Below are 15403 nucleotides of genomic sequence, written 5' to 3' on the forward strand. Positions count from 1 at the left end.
TCAGCGCTCCGCCATCGCTAAGGCCGCTTTGTCGTACACGCCGCGCATAGCCGCTGTCTGCTTTGTCAGCCTAAACCTGCGGCTGCGTCGGATGGCTGCCTGGCCAAGCTCTCGCCGGAGCTCGGCATCGCTGGAGAGACGGTTGAGGCAGGCAGCGAGATCGTGCGGATCGCGCGCGTCAAAGAATATCGCGGCCCCGTCCCATAGTTCGCGATAGGTGGCGATATCGGAAAGCACCAGGGGCGTAGCCGACATGGCGGCTTCCAGCGCGGCCAGGCCGAATGGCTCGTAGAGCGATGGCGATACGAAAATACCCGCGCGAGCCATCAACGAACGCACCTCATCGGACGGCACTGCTCCCAGAGGAACAGCATGGCTGAAGCTGACATGCTCGCCGTTTGGGCCGTTCGTCGAACCGGCGGCAAACAGAGGCCATCGCGTCAGGGACGCCGCCTGATCGACCACCGCCGCATTTTTGCCCTCGTCCCACCAGCGGGCAGCGGCGAAGACGAGCGGTTGATGCTTTTCGGCCTTCGGCAGAGGACGGGCACCATTTGTGACCACACTCAAGCGCGCGATCGGGCCGTAGCAGGTCTCTAGCATGTCGGCATGGCTGCGGCTCGGCGCGATGACCGCGTCGGCCCGATCCATGCCGCGTCTGTTGCGCTCCTTCTGCCAGGCCCATGCCCCATCCGCCGCCTGTCCTCTGACCGCATGGAACCAAGTCGTCACGCAGGAATGGGAGACCACCACGACCGGGCATGGCGCGTCGAATCCCGCCGCCTGCGAAGGCGCGTTGAAATGGACAAGGTCGATGGCGTGGTCGCGCATGGGCGCATGCAACTCCCGAGGCAGCGCGTCGAGATCACCGCCGTTCCGGGTCATCCAATCCGGCGGCGTGTTGAGCCAGATCAGCTTCGCGAAAGCCTCCGCCTCGTCGGCCTGCTGCCTGGACGGTGGCGGACCGAGACCGGCAAGCACTACGCTATCGCCGCCATTGACAAGTTCCCTGGCCAGGTCGAGCGCATAGCGCCACACGCCGCCCACGGCGTCGACCGTCATCAGGATGCGCCGCGAGCGCGGCGTCAGTGTCCGCAACATGTCGCCTCCAGTTCCGCCAGCGGACGCGGGCGCCTTTCCTGGATGTCGCTGAACTTCTGGAATGATGCGAGATAGTGATCATGGGCGCGCTCCCAGGCGAGGTCGTCGGGTTCGCCCCAAAGCTCGCGATAGCTTGGCGAACTCGGATATGGATAAAGCGGTACGGGTTCATTGGCCCACACGCCGTTGTCGATCAGGTGCGTTCGCCAGTAGTCCACAAGGGCAGGGTCATCCTCGACGACGCCGATCAGATTGGCCTGTACGAACGGAACGTGACGCCTGGCATTGACGAGCAGCGCGGCAAGTTCCTCGGTACCCAGCCGGCAGCGTTTCGCCAGCATCGCACGACCTTCCACGGTCAGGCTTTCGAGGCCGGCCTCGATGGAGACGCAGCCGGCCGCACCGAGCAGTTCCAGCAGATCGGGTTTCCAAAGGTCGATGCGGGTCTGCACACCGAACTTCACGTCGCGATCGATCAACGCTTCCAGCAGCGCTTTCTGCGGCAGGAAGATTTCATCGATGAAATAAATGTAGCCGACGCCCTGGGCAATCAGCCCATCGATTTCCGCTATGACCGCCTCGTGGTTTCGGCGGCGATAGGCATCGCGGAAATCGATCTTGGCGCAGAAGCTGCAATTGTAGGGGCAGCCGCGCGATGCTTCGACCTCCGCGCCGAACCCAACCTGCTTGTCATCGAACCTGTGATGGTGGTGCGAATGGGCTGTGATCCAGTCTGATGGCCATTGGAGTGGCGGATGATCGACAAACGAACTGGCGTGGACGCCGCCGGTCAAAACCACCTTGGCGTCGCGCAGGTAAGCGGTCGAGGGCACCGCGCTCCAGTCGTCGCGCCGGGCAAGTTCCGCGACGATTTCCTCGCATTCGCCGCGCACAACAATGTCGACGCCAAGCTTGCGCAAGGTTGGCGCGGGCGTAGCCGAGCCATGCGGCCCGACCGCGACTGTGCGTCCACCGCGCCCGGCGAGACGGTTGAGGAAATCGGCCGGCACGCGCAACTCGGGTGGTGCGCAGCGCCAGAACAGATAAGTCGGGGCGGTACTGACGACCGTTATTGCCGGCCCGAAATCAGCCACACGCTCGGAGAGGTCCGAGTTGTCGAGCTCCTGCAATTGCCCATCCAGCATCAACACCTCATGGCCGGCTGTTTCGAGCAGGGATTTCGAATAGCCGAGTTCCAGAGGGAGATGTGGTTGGCGGCAGCCGAAATAAATGCTGTCGTCGTAGGTCCAGAACGGGTTTACCAGGGCGATTTTCATGCGACGTACCTCACGACTTCGGGGCGAGGCTGGAGCCGGTGTTGTTGCAGCCAGTCTGCGAGATCGCGAATGCCTTCGCGCCATGAAACACGAGCTTTCCAGCCAAGCATCGCTTTGATCTTGCGGGTGTCGGCGACGAAGAAGGGCTGATCGCCGGTGCGTTCGCCATCATGGCGGATCGAAAGCTCACGGCCGGTCAAGCTACGGATCTCGCTCAACAGCATGCGCAGGCTGATCGCATTATCGGGGCCGCCGCCAAGATTGAATGCCTGGCCTTTGGTCGTCTCGATACGATCGAGCGTGGCCCTGTAGGCGGCGACCGCATCGGAGACATGCAGTATGTCGCGCACTTGTCTGCCGTCGCCGTAAATGGTGATTGGACGTCCCGTCAGCGCACTCAGCAGGAAGTGCGCGACCCAGCCTTGATCCTCGGTTCCGAACTGGCGCGGCCCGTAAATGCAGCTCATCCGCAGCACCGCCGTCGGCATGCCGTAGGATTTGGCATAGTCGAGCACATATTGGTCCGCCGCGCCTTTGGAGCAGCCATAGGGCGTGCAGAAATCCAGGCCGTGGGTCTCGTCGATGCCATTCGCTTGGATGATGCCGTCGCAAGGCAGGTAACGATCGCCGTCCTCGCGAACCGCGACGTCTGGCAGGCTGCCATAGACCTTGTTGGTGCTGGCGAAGACCACCGGAACAAACTCACTGCTCAGCCGCGCCGCCTCGAGGACATTGAACGTTCCTCGAAGGTTGATGTCGAAATCCTCGTCCGGTTGGACCAGGCTCGTTGTGACGGCGGTTTGCGCGGCCAGGTGGAAGATCGCCTTGGAACTCTTCAGAACGGGCGCAAGCGCGTTGGCGTCGCGCACGTCAATCATTTCGACCATGAGGCGGCTTCCGTGTTTCTGCGCCAGCCATTCAAGGTTCTGTTCGACGCCGGGGCGGCTGAGATTGTCGATCACCAGCACCGGCTCGCCATCCGACAACAGGCTGTCGGCCAGGTTCGATCCTATGAAGCCGCTGCCGCCGACAATGGCGACGGGCGCGTCGCGTCGATTGCGCGTATTCATGACACCAGCCCACGTTCTTCAAGCTCGCGTTTCATGTCGGCGCCGCGGTCGATGGCGGACGAGTTGCGCACCCAGGAAACGAAATCGGCGAGCGAATTCTCCAGTTGTTGCCTCGGCTCGAAACCGAGCAGCTCACGGGCCTTGGAAATATCGGCGAAGCAGTTGCGGATATCCCCGGAGCGCGCCTTGCCGAGCAACTCTGGCGAGCGGTCCGGCGTTCCCATGGCCTCGGCAAGTACCCGCGCGACGTCGCTGATAGCATAGGCTCGGCCGCTGCCGATGTTGATGACGTGACCCCTTGCCTGGCGTTGCTGCAGCGCAAGACGAAAGGCGCGGGCGACGTCATCCACATGGACGAAATCGCGCTTCTGTTCGCCATCCTCGAAGATCATTGGCCGTTGGCCGTTGGCGAGACGCGAAGCAAAATTGGCCAACACGCCGGTATAGGGGTTCGACAACGCCTGGCCGGCGCCGAAGACGTTGAACAGGCGCAGCGCGACCGCATCGATGCCATAGGCTTCGCCGAAGATCAGCACGGCGCGTTCCTGGGCGTATTTCGTCAGCGCATAGATAGAGGCGAGGTCGACCGGCTTTTCCTCGTCCGTCGGCAGGGGAGAGAGGGGCTCGCCTTCCGGCGACAGCGGATTCCACTGCCCGTTTTTGATGTCGCTCGCCTTGCGCCGGGCATTGTCGATGCGCCGGCCGTCCGATGTAGCATAGAGGCCCTCGCCATAGACACTCATCGATGAGGCGACGACAATGCGCTCGACCGGATGTTTGATCAGCGCCTCGAGCAGCGTCGCGGTGCCGAGATCGTTGGTGCCGACATAGCGCGCGATCTCGTACATCGACTGTCCGACGCCGACTTCCGCCGCCAGATGAATGACCGCGTCAACGCCTTCCAGCGCCTTGGCGACCGCCTCCCGGTCCCGAATGTCGCCCTTGATCAGCTCGGCCCCGGCGGGAAGGGCGACTGTTTCGCCTGCGTGCACCTGCTCCAGCAGCACATCCAAAATGCGAACCGAATAATCCTGCTCGATGAGTTCCTGGGCGACATGCCGGCCAATGAAGCCGCAGCCCCCTGTAACCAATATCCGTTTCACGACCACTCCTCAGACAGGTAATCTTGGCGACCCGAACTTTTCGGCAAAAGGTTTGTTCCCTTGGCTTCAACAAAGTTCCTTTGGCCGGCTTCGTTCGGAAGCAGCCACATCGCGCTCGCCGCGCCGTGCCGGAACATTGCCGCCCTTGTGCTGTTAGGACGCCGGCAGCCCCGACGATGCCCGATGTTGGCAACGCCGATGATCAAAGGAGATTTCAATGTCCCAGTCGCAAACGACCACCAATCACGACGAAATCCGCAAATGGGCCGAGGAGCGGGATGGACGGCCGGCAGTGGTTCGCACCAAAGGGGCGGGCGGCATCCTGCGGATCGACTTCGGCAAACCCGAGGAAGCATTCGAGCCGGTGGAATGGGACGAGTTCTTCCGCATATTCGACGAGAACGATCTGGCCTTTCTTTACCAGTCCAAGACTGGTGACGGACAAACCAGCCGTTTCAACAAATTCGTCGAGCGCAACCAGAAAGGCGAATGACACATTTCGAGCCGGCCGATTTGCCCGACCTGGTTCTCGGGCCAATTTCTGGATGCGGTGGAACAATAGAGGCTCCGATCCTTCGGTCGCTGAACCACATCCGCAGCAAGGATCGAAGGCCTGGGCCTGAGCGCAGGAGGCGGCGGGGCTGGATAGGCGCCAAAAGCTGGAAACCCTCTACTCGCCCTGCCGTGAAACCAAAACGCCGCTCATCAGTCGTCCTGCTGCCTGCGGTGGCGGTGTTTTTCGATTTCCTCGGGCTCTTCACCGTCGATCCGCGTGATGTTCGAGGCATTGTGGTCTGATCGCAGGATCTCATCCAGTTTGGCGTGAATGGCCTGAGTGTCGCGGTGCTCGGCTCGCTGGATGAACAGCGTCATGGCCCACGTAAACAAGGTAGCCGCTCCATGCCAGTCCAGGGTCTGTCGCTCGAAGATCATCCAAAGGATTGCGTAGACCAACAGGATCAGGAATGCCGCGGGGCGGGAGGTTAATGTGCCGATTGAAGTAAGCACGCCGGTGACGGGATGATTGGCCATGCGAAGGAACTCGCGGCAGTGACCGTGGTTCCCGACCGCAGTGCATCGCGCCGGCACGAGCCAGCTAGGCGCGACGGATGAATTCACGGCGCAGTGCTTACCGATCGCAGCTACAACGATGACCACTCGATTGCCGGGCGCGCAATCATCAGCCAGAAAATGGCGAGCACGGCGCCGAAAGCTGGGAAGCCGAAGACAAACCAGCGTCTGAACAGCTGATGGTAGCGCTCGGGAGGAGGTTGGTTGGAGAGTGCGGCCTGTGTGGCTAGATTTCGCATCTCGATCTGCATCCACACGACAGGCAGCCAGAACAGGCCCGTTAAGATGTAGAGCAGGATCGAGAGAACGATCCATCCTTCGGACAGCGAATACCCCGCAACCCTAGCGAGGCCCAGTCCGGTCAGAGGTTGTGCGACAACGGCCGTAGCCGTGAACAGGAAATCAGCCAGCACGACAATGCGGGCGACGGCTGCGATCGTCGCGGCATTCCCGGTCCGGTGTGCCAAAAGCATGAAAAAAGCAATGCCGGCACCAGTTCCGAGCAGCACAGCAGCGCCGATCACGTGCAGGTATTTAAGCACGAAGTACATCATCAGCGTTCCTCCAGAATGGCCAGCGCTGCAAAATGCAGAACGAGGATCGGGAGGATTTTGATCAGCGGCCCGAGTGGCTCAAGCCAAAGATCCGGCCGCAGAATGCTCCCAGCGGTCGCATAGAAAAGCGATACCGCGATTGCGCCGAAAAGACCAAGCCGGCTGGTTGGGCGCCAGGCGATAAGCGCCCCGACGGCGATGTCAGCCAGCGCGCCGGCGACTACCGCCGGTTCGGCCAAGGGGCCGGCAGCAGTGCCAATCAGCAAGTCAACTCCGCTGCGCCAGCCGGCGGTGAGGGAAATGATGCCGGTCATGATCCAGAAGAGCGGCAAGACGACAAAGAGCGCCGGCTTGACGAAGTAAAGACCGGCGAACCATCGCTCCTGCACGGTCGCAGGATTTAAACGCAGTGCAGATGTAAGACTTGATGGTTGAATGCCGGTCGCCGTCATCCACGGCTGGGGATCGCCGACAGCGCCACGGGCAATCTCTTTTGCTGCATTGCTGCGCATCGGCGGGCGCCAGCCCAGCTGAGCCGCGGCATCCCCGAACCTGTACAAGATAGCTGCGGCCCAATTCGGCAAGATGAACTCCCGAGCACTGCTCCATCCGAACCAGCGGCGATAGCGACCCACGACCTCGCTCATCGAAAGTGCCTCGGGCCCAGCCAGGTCCAGCGTGAGGTGCGATGGGCTGCCGGGTTGGAGGAAGAACAGGACGGTGGAGATGACGTCATCGAGTTGGACGACTTGGAGACGGCCCGTGTCGGGCATCAACGGCAAGAGCGGCAAAGCCGCGAGGCCGCGAAACAGTGCACTTGCGCCGAAGGCCGGCCTTCCCAGCACTACGGAGGGGCGCAGGATGACCCAGCTAAGGCTACGTGCCATCAGTGCTTCATCGCCAGCGAGCTTGCTGGCGGAAAAGGCGGACGGCTGCTGGCGATCGACCCCGATGGCAGAAAAGTGGATCACCTTGTTCACACCTGCTTGCTCACACGCGGTGAAGAGAGCCGAGGCGCCGGTAGAATGGACATGCCGGGTGTTTTCCCGGGCACTATCCTGCAGGACGCCGGCACAGTTTACGACGGCGTCCACACCGGCGAGATAGGGGGTCCAGTCCTGAGGTCGCAAGGCCCGCGCCATATCCAGGGAAACGGTTTGGATCTCCGGGTGGACGCCAGTGTCTGCGTGGTGAAGCACGCGGACCACTTCATGACTCTCGCCGGTCAGGCGCGCGCAAAGCGCGGCTCCAATCAGACCTGACGCGCCGGTGACGAGAATTTTCATTCCTTCCTCCAGCCGTTCGCCAGCGCGTGCCCGTCCATCAACCCAGCGGCTGCGCCTGGGAGAACTCTAGCAAAGCCGAAGCCGGTAGTCTCACGCCGGGTGGAACGGGTTCCGGGCATCAACGCAGCCAAAGGTGAGCCGGTACGGTGCGTTCGCATCTGCAGGTCAACTTCGCCGGAAGTTCGTCGCCGGCTCGGCGCAATCGCGGAGGTCGTTATGAATGTGAGTTGCAGCCTTGGCGGCGTCTCCGAACGCAACAGCAATTTGATTGAGCCCCTCGGCCACGTCGCCAATGGCATAGAGTCCTGGCGTTGAAGTCTCAAGGTGTCGGTTGACCAGGACATAGCCTTCTGCGTCACAGTTAGCCCCCAGAGCAACCGCGAGTTCGGAGCGTACGTCGCTACCCATCGAAGGGTACACCACATCGATGTTGCGCATCGGGGCGCCCTCGGCCATGACGACATCGAACCCGGTTCGTCGAGGGATCAGGTCATCGACAGCGTCCCAGATTTCAACTCCGCCTGCCAAGGCGGCGCCGCGGGCAGCTTCGGAAACATCATCCTGGTTATTGGCGAGCAAGGCGACCTGACTGCCATATCCCTTCAGGAACAGAGCCTCCCTGACGGCGAGATGCTCCGGACCAACAACGCCGATGCGGCTACCCCGGGCCTCATATGCATCGCAAACCGGGCACAGTCTGACAATGCCGGTTGCGATCGCCTCCTCCAGTCTTTCAATGGGAGGTGCCTTGTCCACAATGCCCGTTGCCAGAATCACGCGCCTTGCTTGGACAATCCCGCAGGTGGTCGTCAGGACAAAAAAACCCTCGCGTTTTTCGGCGTGGCCTACGCAACCATGGACAAGGCTCGCGCCGTATAGCTGTGCCTGGGCTCGTAGGCGGCCGAGCAGTTCTTCCCCGCTGATGCCGTGGGGGAAGCCGGGACAGTTGCGGGATTTTGGGATGAGCTTGGCACGCGCATGCCCCGCGTCGAGCGAGATCACCGAACGCAGAAACCTGGCTAAATACATGGCTGCAGCGAGCCCCGCGGGGCCGCCGCCGACGATGGCAACGTCAAAAACTTGTTCGCCCGAAAAACTTGGTTCGCCCGAAAAGCTTGGCATAGGGCCTAACTTCAACTCAACAAGCTTGTTCCACAGGGTCGAAATGGACGCAATCAGGATGCACACTGCGCGATAAGAGTGAACTCCAATCGAGTCGTGAAGAGAAAGGCCACTGCCTCATCAAGCCTGCAAAAACCTCGTGGCTCCCAACGCTGTGAGTACAGCGCCACTGGGAAAGTGAACGCATCATGGAACTTCGGCTCATCGTCGCGCTTAGTTTGGCGAAAGGGTGGTCTGAGATGAGCGCGACCAGAGAGTTTTTTCAAAACTGGCTACAGGAGAATGTCGGCACACTTCCTGGTCGAGAGGAAGTCAGCGTCGCGGTGCTCGCTCAGCAATTCGAGCAAGATGCCGAGGTGGCTGGTTATGGGCGTGAAGTAAGGGAGGACGAACTCGGAAACATCGAAGATGCTATCGTGCAAGCGATCGAGAACGCCGGGTCCGGGGTGCAGAGCCCGAGCTCCGAAAAGAGCGATCCGGCACCTGTAATGGACGCGTTGGAGGTCGATGATGCCAAGAGCGGACCGTAGCCCCTGACACCTTCTTCTGTTCGCCTGAACAAGCCCCCCGGGCTGCTATACGAGCTGAAAAACGGACCTTAGGTGCTTTCCCGTTAGTTCCATGCACCATTGAGGAACATTCCTGCCGCTACGGCGTTAGGAAAGTTCCTTCACACCCGGTGCGCCCGTGCTGACTGCTACCCTTCCAGGCGAATGGCTGACCCGGCATGATCAGGGTCACATCTCGCGGCGGGCCGCTCTTGCGGGTATTTGTTGCTGGCTATTGGGTGCTTCCGCAGAAGCCGCGCCACAGCCATCGCCGCTCGTGCGATTTGGCGTGCTGGGATTTGGCACCGCCGCCTGGGAAGTTGACGTCATGCGGCGACATGCGTTGGACACTGTTCACGGCGTATCAATCGAGGCTCAGCGGCTTGCCGGTACCGAAGCCGGTAAGACCGCATTGCTGGCGGGCAGCGTCGACGTCATCGTTTCGGACTGGGTGTGGGTCATGCGCCAGCGCAGCGAAGGCGCTGATCTGGTCTTCTATCCCTATTCTCGTGCCGTCGGCGCGCTGGAACTGCCGCAAGGCTCGCCCATTCGAACTCTTGCGGACCTCAAGGGCAAAAGGCTGGGGATCGCAGGTGGTCCGCTGGACAAAAGCTGGATCCTATTGCGCGCGCTCGGCCTCCGTCAGGTGAAGCGCGATCTTGCTGAAGAGGTGGAGCCAGTGTTCGGCGCGCCGCCTTTGTTGGAGCAGGAATTTCTGGCGGGGCGACTGGATGCACTGCTGACGTTCTGGAATTTCGCCGCCCGTCTCGAGTCAGAGGGGGCAAGGCCTCTGCTCAGTGTCGCGCAAATCCTGCAGGGGCTTGGCGTATCCGTGGACTTGCCGATGCTCGGCTACGTCTTCCATGAAAGCTGGGCGCGGGCCAACCCGATAGCCCTCGCGCGATTCACGAGCGCGACCGCGGCAGCGAAGTCGCTGCTCGAGTCTTCGGACGACGAATGGCGGGTGCTCGCGCCCCTATTGGGCACGGACGATCCTCACCTACAGGCGGCGTTACGCGCCGCCTATCGAGCCGGAATCCCTCGTCGGTTCGGCAAAGACGAACGTGATGGCGCGGCCCGGTTGTTTGCAATCCTGGCCGAATTGGGCGGCGAGGATCTGGTCGGCAAGGCGACGAGCCTCGATCCTGGTGTCTTCCGGGCCATACCGGCTTGAGCTCGCGCCAATGACCGATGTCCCAGCGTTCCCCATCACAATGCAGCGTTGTCAATCCACTGCGGCATTGCTGACCATGGTGCTCGTCTGGCAGATTGCATCATCAATCGCCGCCGATCGGCTGTTTCCTGGTCCGGTCCAGGTTGTTTCGGTTCTCCTGCACGAAGCGGTTCGGGGCGAGCTGCCATACCATTTGGGCATCTCGCTTGCGCGCGTCGTGGCAAGCCTCGGGTCGGCAATCGTCATCGGCGCGGCCCTTGGCTACGCGGCAGGCCGCTCGCACAGAGCCGACATATGGATGAGGCCTTGGATCGTGTTACTCCTCAACATGCCGGCGCTGATCACGGTCATTCTAATTTATATCTGGCTTGGTCTTGCCGAGACTGCGCTTGTCCTTGCGGTCGCGCTCAACAAGATCCCCAATGTCGTGGTGACTATTCGTGAAGGCGCCAGCCGGCTTAACAAGGACTTTGCCGAAATGGCTGAGCTCTATCGCTTCGGGCGTGCTGCAAAGCTGCAGCATGTCGTGCTGCCGCAATTGGCGCCGTTCTTTCTCGTCACCCTGCGCAGCGGGCTGGCATTGACGTGGAAGATCGTGTTGCTCGCCGAACTGCTCGGCCGCTCCAACGGCGTCGGGTTCCAGCTACAGGTCTATTTTCAGAACTTCGACGTCACCCACATCCTTGCCTATGCGATCAGCTTCGGCGTTGTGATGCTTGCCATAGAGTATGGACTGCTTGTGCCGTTGGAACGTCGTCTGTTCGCCTGGCGACGCTGATGCTGAGGATCAGGATCGAGGACAAGACTTTCCCCGGTGATGACGGACAGCGCCGGACGATCTTTCGCGCGCTGTCGCTTGATATAGCCGACGGACAGGTCTGCGTCCTGACCGGCCCTTCCGGTGTCGGCAAGTCGACGCTGCTGTCGATCGTTTCGGGCGTCGACCGCGAATTTCGCGGCAGCGTGAGCGGACGACCGCTTCCGATAGGCATGCTGTTCCAGACACCGAGGCTGCTGCCCTGGCTCACCGCCTTGCGCAATGTAGAGATGGCCATCCCGGATCGCGCGCCCGATGCGGCCCGGTGGCTTGCCGCTGTCGGCCTGAAAGGCAATGAGAAGAGCTATCCGCAGCGACTCTCGGGCGGCATGGCGCGGCGCGTAGCGCTTGCCCGGGCGCTCGCCGTGGAGCCTGCGCTCCTGCTCCTCGACGAGCCATTCGCTTCACTCGACGAGGCGACCGCGCAAGACATGCGCCGCCTGCTGCAGGATTGTTTCGCCAGTCGGCGGACTACCACGCTGCTGGTTACGCATGATCTCGCATATGCCTCGTCGCTGGGTGATCGGGTTATTGTTCTGGAGGGATCGCCGGCCCGCATCGTGCGCGATGTCGCAATCTCTCGTGGCGATGAAGCGGGATCGTCGCGCTTTGGGCTGGGGGCGACACAATGAGACTGTTGCTGGGCCTTCTCTTTCTTTTGCTGATCACCGGCCCTGGCGCCACCGAGCAACAGACGATGGTGATCGGGTATATCGGCCAGGAGCGCAAACCGGCTCTGCCCCTTGGACCCCTTGATGAAACCGTCACCGACGACGGCCTGCAAGGCGCACGGCTCGGCATTGCCGACGACGAAAGCACCGGCCGGTTTCTTGGGCAGAAATTTCGGCTGGAGGAAAGGTTATTGAAACCAACCGAAACGCCGGACGACGCGGTAAGACAATTCGCCGATGCCGGCATCGCCTTTGTCGTCGCCGATCTCGACGCCAGTCAGCTTCTACAGGCCAGTGCCGCGCCCGGTGCCGAGCAGATGACGTTGCTCAACAGCCGGGCGCCGGACGACGTGCTTCGCCAGCAGGACTGCCGTGGGAACGTCCTGCACACGATCCCGAGCCGCGCCATGCTCGCCGACGGGCTGGCGCAATATCTCGCCTGGAAGCGCTGGCAGCGTTGGTTCCTGCTTGTGGGGCCGCATTCGCAGGATCAGGCGATGGCTGCGGCCTTTCGACGGGCGGCGGCTCGCTTCGGAGCCGAGATCACGATCGACCAGCCGTGGACATTCAGGCCCGCCAACGGACGTGCCGATACAGGGCATGTCACGCTGCAGACCGAAATACCGGCGGTCACGCAGGTCAGCGACTATGATGTGCTCGTGGTCGCCGACGAGGCGGATGAATTCGGCGCCTATCTGGAGGGCCGCACTGCGCTGCCGAGAATCGTCGCCGGCACGCAAGGGCTTGTCGCCACAGGCTGGAGCGCTGTCAGCGAGGAATGGGGCGCCACGCAACTGCAGGACCGTTTCCACAGGCAGGCAGGGCGCTGGATGTTGCCCAGCGACTACGCGGCCTGGCTCGCTGTGCGCAGTATCGGCGAAGCGGCGACGCGCCTGCACAGTCTCGATCCCGCGGCAATCGGCAGATATATACGCGGCGACGCGTTTCTTCTCGCTGGCTTCAAGGGGCAGGGGCTTAGTTTCCGTCCCTGGGACGGACAGATGCGCCAGCCCATTTTGATCGCCGGGCCTCGCCTCTTGATTTCCAGCTCACCGCAACCGGGCTTCCTGCATCAGCGCACGCCGCTCGACACGCTGGGCATCGACCTGGAGGAGAGCACATGCAAGTTCTGATGACGCTGTTGTTGGCGGCGTTCGCTCTTGCTGCTCCCGCCGCCGCCGAGACCATCTACGTTTCCAATGAGCAGGATAATACCGTCGCGGTCGTCGACGGCGTGACAATGACTTTGCTGGCGACGATCGATGTCGGCCGCCGTCCGCGCGGGCTGGCACTGTCGATCGACAACAAGATGCTGTTCGTCGCGGAAGGCGACGACAACCGCATCGACGTGGTCGACGTCGCGAAGCGGCGGGTCGTCGGGGAATTGCCTTCGGGAGCCGATCCGGAATTCTTCGCAGTCCATCCCGATGGCAAGCGGCTGTTCGTCGCCAACGAGAATGACAATCTGGTGTCGGTGGTGGACATCACCGCGGCCAAGGTCATCGGCACCGTGGATGTCGGCGTCGAACCGGAAGGAATGGCGGCCAGCGCCGACGGCCGCTATGTCGCCTGCACTTCGGAGACCACCAGCATGGTGCATCTGATCGACGCAGGCACGCTTGAACTCGTCGACAATCTGCTGGTCGATACCCGGCCGCGCGCGGCTTTATTCTCGCCGGACGGTAAGCAATTCTGGGTGTCCTCGGAGATCCGGGGCACCGTCACCGTCTTCGACACGGCAACGCGCGCGCAGACTGGCAAAGTCGAGTTCGAGGTGCCGGGTATACGACGCGAGGGTGTGCAGGCGGTCGGCATGGCGACGTCCCGCGATGGCACGACCGTCTATGTGGCGCTCGGCCCCGCCAACAGGATTGCGGAAGTCGATGTGAAAACGCTGGCGGTCCGTCGGCTCTACCTTGTTGGTCAACGACCCTGGCACGTTGCGCTCTCCGGCGACGAGAAGCGCCTGGTCAGCGCAAACGGGAATTCCGGCGATATTTCGTTTATCGATCTGGAAAACCAGGAGGTGGTGAAATCGCTGCCGGTAGGGCGGGGGCCGTGGGGCGTCGTGATCGGGCCATGAACGCCTTGTCGGTCGAGAATCTGGGCCATAGTTTCGGAAACCGGCGGGTTCTCGACGGCGTTTCTTTCTCTGTGGCCCAAGGCAAGATGTGCATCTTGCTAGGCCGCAATGGCGCCGGCAAGACGACGTTGTTCTCGCTGATCACCGGGCTTTATCACGCCCGCTCCGGCTCGGTGCATGTCTTCGACCAGGCGATGGATGTCAACTCGTCCGCCGCGTTGACGCAGATGGGGGTCGTCTTCCAGTTGCCGACCCTCGATCTCGATCTGACGGCCGGCGAGAACCTGCGTTACCACGCGGCCTTGCATGGGCTTAGCCAGGCCTTGAGCAAGGAGCGCTCCATCCACGAACTCGGCCGGCTGGACGTGCTGGACAGGATCGACGATCCTGCCCGAGCGCTTTCCGGGGGGCAGCGTCGCCGTGTCGAGATAGCACGCGCTCTGATGCATAGCCCACGCCTTTTGCTGCTGGATGAGCCGACCACCGGGCTCGACGTGCCTGGCCGCCGCGCGCTCGAGCGGCACGTGCGGGAGCTTTGCCGCGAGCGCGGCATTGCCGTCCTGTGGGCAACACATTTTCTGGAAGAACTAACGGCGGATGACGATGTGGTGGTGCTGCATCGAGGCACAATGCGGTGGGCCGGCCGCGCCGATCGCCTGGCTACCGATCTCGGTGTAGCGAGCACGGGCGAGGCCTTCGCGTCGCTGACGGAGTCCGAATGAAAACGTCTCACGCCGTGCGCGCGCTCAACGGCATCCTGCGCAGGGAGATGCTGCGCACGTTGCGGCAACGCGGCCGGCTGCTCTCGGCGATGGTACGGCCGCTGGTCTGGCTGGCAATCTTTGCCGCTGGCTTCCGCTCCGTTCTCGGTCTGTCGATCACGCCACCCTACCAGACCTATGTTCTCTATGACGTATATGTGGTGCCCGGGCTAGCGGCCATGATGCTGCTCTTCCATGCCATGGCGAGTTCGCTGGCCATGGTCTACGATCGCGAGATGGGCAGCATGCGCCTGTTGCTGACCGCACCATTGCCGCGCTGGTACCTGCTTGCGGCGCGCCTGCTGGCCAGCGTGATCGTTGGCGTGCCGCTGGTCTACTTGTTTCTGTTGGTCGCGCGTTTCTGGGATGTGCGGCCGCCCGTTCTTGGCTACGTCGCGGTATTTCCGGCGCTCGTGCTGGCGGGCCTCATGCTTGGCGCGTTCGGCCTGCTTGTCTCCTCGATTTCGACACAGATGGAGAACTTTGCCGGTGTCATGAATTTCGTCATCTTTCCGGTGTTCTTTGCCTCGACGGCGCTCTATCCGCTGTGGCGGCTTGCCGAGGCGGGACCGGTGCTGGCTACAATCGCCGCCTGGAACCCGTTCAGCTCGGCGGTCGAGCTTATACGCTTCGCGCTCTATCTGCGGTTCGATCCTGTCGCGGCGTTTGTGGTCCTTGGCTGCCTCGTCGCCTTCTTCCTCGCGGCGGTCATCGGCTACGATCCCGGCCGCGGCTTGTGGTCCCGGCGCGGCGGCGAGGGATGAA

General features: G+C 62.1%; 17 protein-coding genes. 9 read left to right on the forward strand and 8 right to left on the reverse strand.

What is annotated here, in order from left to right:
* The 4 genes from NKJ78_RS05765 to NKJ78_RS05780 are packed head-to-tail and all read right to left on the reverse strand — an operon-like array spanning nucleotide 1 to nucleotide 4551.
* On the reverse strand, nucleotides 1–1101 hold the full coding sequence (locus NKJ78_RS05765) for a glycosyltransferase family 4 protein (RefSeq protein WP_023681099.1): 1101 nt from the start codon (nucleotides 1099–1101) through the stop codon (nucleotides 1–3).
* Entirely contained in the window at nucleotides 1086–2378 is a 1293-nt protein-coding gene (locus NKJ78_RS05770; protein WP_023739573.1) for a TIGR04295 family B12-binding domain-containing radical SAM protein, read from the reverse strand. Before NKJ78_RS05770 ends, NKJ78_RS05765 begins: the two co-directional genes overlap by 16 nt.
* Entirely contained in the window at nucleotides 2375–3448 is a 1074-nt protein-coding gene (locus NKJ78_RS05775; protein WP_352459508.1) for a GDP-mannose 4,6-dehydratase, read from the reverse strand. Before NKJ78_RS05775 ends, NKJ78_RS05770 begins: the two co-directional genes overlap by 4 nt.
* Nucleotides 3445–4551: an NAD-dependent epimerase/dehydratase family protein gene (locus NKJ78_RS05780; protein WP_023681102.1), complete on the reverse strand. Its 1107-nt coding sequence runs from the start codon at nucleotides 4549–4551 to the stop codon at nucleotides 3445–3447. Before NKJ78_RS05780 ends, NKJ78_RS05775 begins: the two co-directional genes overlap by 4 nt.
* A 217-nt stretch (nucleotides 4552–4768) precedes the next feature.
* On the opposite strand from NKJ78_RS05780, the gene NKJ78_RS05785 reads away from it, so the two are divergent.
* Nucleotides 4769–5044 carry a hypothetical protein gene (locus NKJ78_RS05785; RefSeq protein ID WP_023667991.1) on the forward strand — a complete coding sequence of 92 codons (276 nt, stop codon included), beginning with the start codon at nucleotides 4769–4771 and terminating at the stop codon, nucleotides 5042–5044.
* Nucleotides 5045–5256: 212 nt separating this feature from the next.
* Here the strand turns inward: NKJ78_RS05785 and NKJ78_RS05790 are convergent, their stop codons facing one another.
* The 4 genes from NKJ78_RS05790 to NKJ78_RS05805 form a co-directional block, all read right to left on the reverse strand.
* Nucleotides 5257–5583 carry a low affinity iron permease family protein gene (locus NKJ78_RS05790; RefSeq protein WP_023739572.1) on the reverse strand — a complete coding sequence of 109 codons (327 nt, stop codon included), beginning with the start codon at nucleotides 5581–5583 and terminating at the stop codon, nucleotides 5257–5259.
* Nucleotides 5584–5693: 110 nt separating this feature from the next.
* Nucleotides 5694–6176: a DUF2269 family protein gene (locus NKJ78_RS05795; protein WP_023681104.1), complete on the reverse strand. Its 483-nt coding sequence runs from the start codon at nucleotides 6174–6176 to the stop codon at nucleotides 5694–5696.
* A complete protein-coding gene (locus NKJ78_RS05800) occupies nucleotides 6176–7462 on the reverse strand; it encodes an SDR family oxidoreductase (RefSeq protein ID WP_023739571.1) in 1287 nt (428 codons plus the stop codon). The genes NKJ78_RS05795 and NKJ78_RS05800 overlap by 1 nt, the downstream gene beginning before the upstream one ends.
* 165 nt (nucleotides 7463–7627) lie before the next feature.
* Nucleotides 7628–8584 (reverse strand): NAD(P)/FAD-dependent oxidoreductase, encoded by a 957-nt coding sequence (locus NKJ78_RS05805; RefSeq protein WP_031253265.1) that lies wholly within the window; start codon nucleotides 8582–8584, stop codon nucleotides 7628–7630.
* 188 nt (nucleotides 8585–8772) lie between these two features.
* Here NKJ78_RS05805 and NKJ78_RS05810 point away from each other — a divergent pair, with 188 nt between their 5' ends.
* The 8 genes from NKJ78_RS05810 to NKJ78_RS05845 all read left to right on the forward strand — a co-directional run bounded on the left by NKJ78_RS05810 (nucleotide 8773) and on the right by NKJ78_RS05845 (nucleotide 15402).
* Nucleotides 8773–9114, forward strand: coding sequence for a DUF768 domain-containing protein (locus tag NKJ78_RS05810; protein WP_023667997.1), 342 nt, complete (start codon nucleotides 8773–8775; stop codon nucleotides 9112–9114).
* A 157-nt stretch (nucleotides 9115–9271) separates the two neighbouring features.
* Nucleotides 9272–10306: an ABC transporter substrate-binding protein gene (locus NKJ78_RS05815; RefSeq protein WP_031253266.1), complete on the forward strand. Its 1035-nt coding sequence runs from the start codon at nucleotides 9272–9274 to the stop codon at nucleotides 10304–10306.
* Entirely contained in the window at nucleotides 10200–11084 is an 885-nt protein-coding gene (locus NKJ78_RS05820; protein WP_352562390.1) for an ABC transporter permease, read from the forward strand. Before NKJ78_RS05815 ends, NKJ78_RS05820 begins: the two co-directional genes overlap by 107 nt.
* Nucleotides 11084–11755, forward strand: coding sequence for an ABC transporter ATP-binding protein (locus NKJ78_RS05825; protein ID WP_023714661.1), 672 nt, complete (start codon nucleotides 11084–11086; stop codon nucleotides 11753–11755). The genes NKJ78_RS05820 and NKJ78_RS05825 overlap by 1 nt, the downstream gene beginning before the upstream one ends.
* Complete coding sequence (locus NKJ78_RS05830) at nucleotides 11752–12927, forward strand: lanthanide ABC transporter ABC transporter substrate-binding protein PedA1 (protein ID WP_352459509.1); 1176 nt, start codon at nucleotides 11752–11754, stop codon at nucleotides 12925–12927. The genes NKJ78_RS05825 and NKJ78_RS05830 overlap by 4 nt, the downstream gene beginning before the upstream one ends.
* Nucleotides 12915–13877 (forward strand): PQQ-dependent catabolism-associated beta-propeller protein, encoded by a 963-nt coding sequence (locus NKJ78_RS05835; protein ID WP_352459510.1) that lies wholly within the window; start codon nucleotides 12915–12917, stop codon nucleotides 13875–13877. Before NKJ78_RS05830 ends, NKJ78_RS05835 begins: the two co-directional genes overlap by 13 nt.
* Nucleotides 13874–14599 carry a lanthanide ABC transporter ATP-binding protein PedB/LutE gene (locus NKJ78_RS05840; RefSeq protein WP_023681111.1) on the forward strand — a complete coding sequence of 242 codons (726 nt, stop codon included), beginning with the start codon at nucleotides 13874–13876 and terminating at the stop codon, nucleotides 14597–14599. Before NKJ78_RS05835 ends, NKJ78_RS05840 begins: the two co-directional genes overlap by 4 nt.
* Nucleotides 14596–15402: a lanthanide ABC transporter permease protein PedC gene (locus NKJ78_RS05845; protein ID WP_352459511.1), complete on the forward strand. Its 807-nt coding sequence runs from the start codon at nucleotides 14596–14598 to the stop codon at nucleotides 15400–15402. Before NKJ78_RS05840 ends, NKJ78_RS05845 begins: the two co-directional genes overlap by 4 nt.
* Nucleotide 15403 lies beyond the last annotated feature (1 nt).

Source organism: Mesorhizobium sp. M0037, assembly GCF_040323635.1.
In the GTDB taxonomy this organism is placed as follows: domain Bacteria; phylum Pseudomonadota; class Alphaproteobacteria; order Rhizobiales; family Rhizobiaceae; genus Mesorhizobium.

Coding starts and splice junctions, on each gene's coding strand:
- NKJ78_RS05825 (WP_023714661.1), top strand. CDS start 11,084: ATGCTGAGGATCAGGATCGAGGACAAGACTTTCCCCGGTGATGACGGA.
- NKJ78_RS05790 (WP_023739572.1), bottom strand. CDS start 5,583: ATGGCCAATCATCCCGTCACCGGCGTGCTTACTTCAATCGGCACATTA.
- NKJ78_RS05835 (WP_352459510.1), top strand. CDS start 12,915: ATGCAAGTTCTGATGACGCTGTTGTTGGCGGCGTTCGCTCTTGCTGCT.
- NKJ78_RS05775 (WP_352459508.1), bottom strand. CDS start 3,448: ATGAATACGCGCAATCGACGCGACGCGCCCGTCGCCATTGTCGGCGGC.
- NKJ78_RS05840 (WP_023681111.1), top strand. CDS start 13,874: ATGAACGCCTTGTCGGTCGAGAATCTGGGCCATAGTTTCGGAAACCGG.
- NKJ78_RS05765 (WP_023681099.1), bottom strand. CDS start 1,101: ATGTTGCGGACACTGACGCCGCGCTCGCGGCGCATCCTGATGACGGTC.
- NKJ78_RS05830 (WP_352459509.1), top strand. CDS start 11,752: ATGAGACTGTTGCTGGGCCTTCTCTTTCTTTTGCTGATCACCGGCCCT.
- NKJ78_RS05770 (WP_023739573.1), bottom strand. CDS start 2,378: ATGAAAATCGCCCTGGTAAACCCGTTCTGGACCTACGACGACAGCATT.
- NKJ78_RS05785 (WP_023667991.1), top strand. CDS start 4,769: ATGTCCCAGTCGCAAACGACCACCAATCACGACGAAATCCGCAAATGG.
- NKJ78_RS05805 (WP_031253265.1), bottom strand. CDS start 8,584: ATGCCAAGCTTTTCGGGCGAACCAAGTTTTTCGGGCGAACAAGTTTTT.
- NKJ78_RS05820 (WP_352562390.1), top strand. CDS start 10,200: ATGGCGCGGCCCGGTTGTTTGCAATCCTGGCCGAATTGGGCGGCGAGG.
- NKJ78_RS05795 (WP_023681104.1), bottom strand. CDS start 6,176: ATGATGTACTTCGTGCTTAAATACCTGCACGTGATCGGCGCTGCTGTG.
- NKJ78_RS05800 (WP_023739571.1), bottom strand. CDS start 7,462: ATGAAAATTCTCGTCACCGGCGCGTCAGGTCTGATTGGAGCCGCGCTT.
- NKJ78_RS05810 (WP_023667997.1), top strand. CDS start 8,773: ATGGAACTTCGGCTCATCGTCGCGCTTAGTTTGGCGAAAGGGTGGTCT.
- NKJ78_RS05845 (WP_352459511.1), top strand. CDS start 14,596: ATGAAAACGTCTCACGCCGTGCGCGCGCTCAACGGCATCCTGCGCAGG.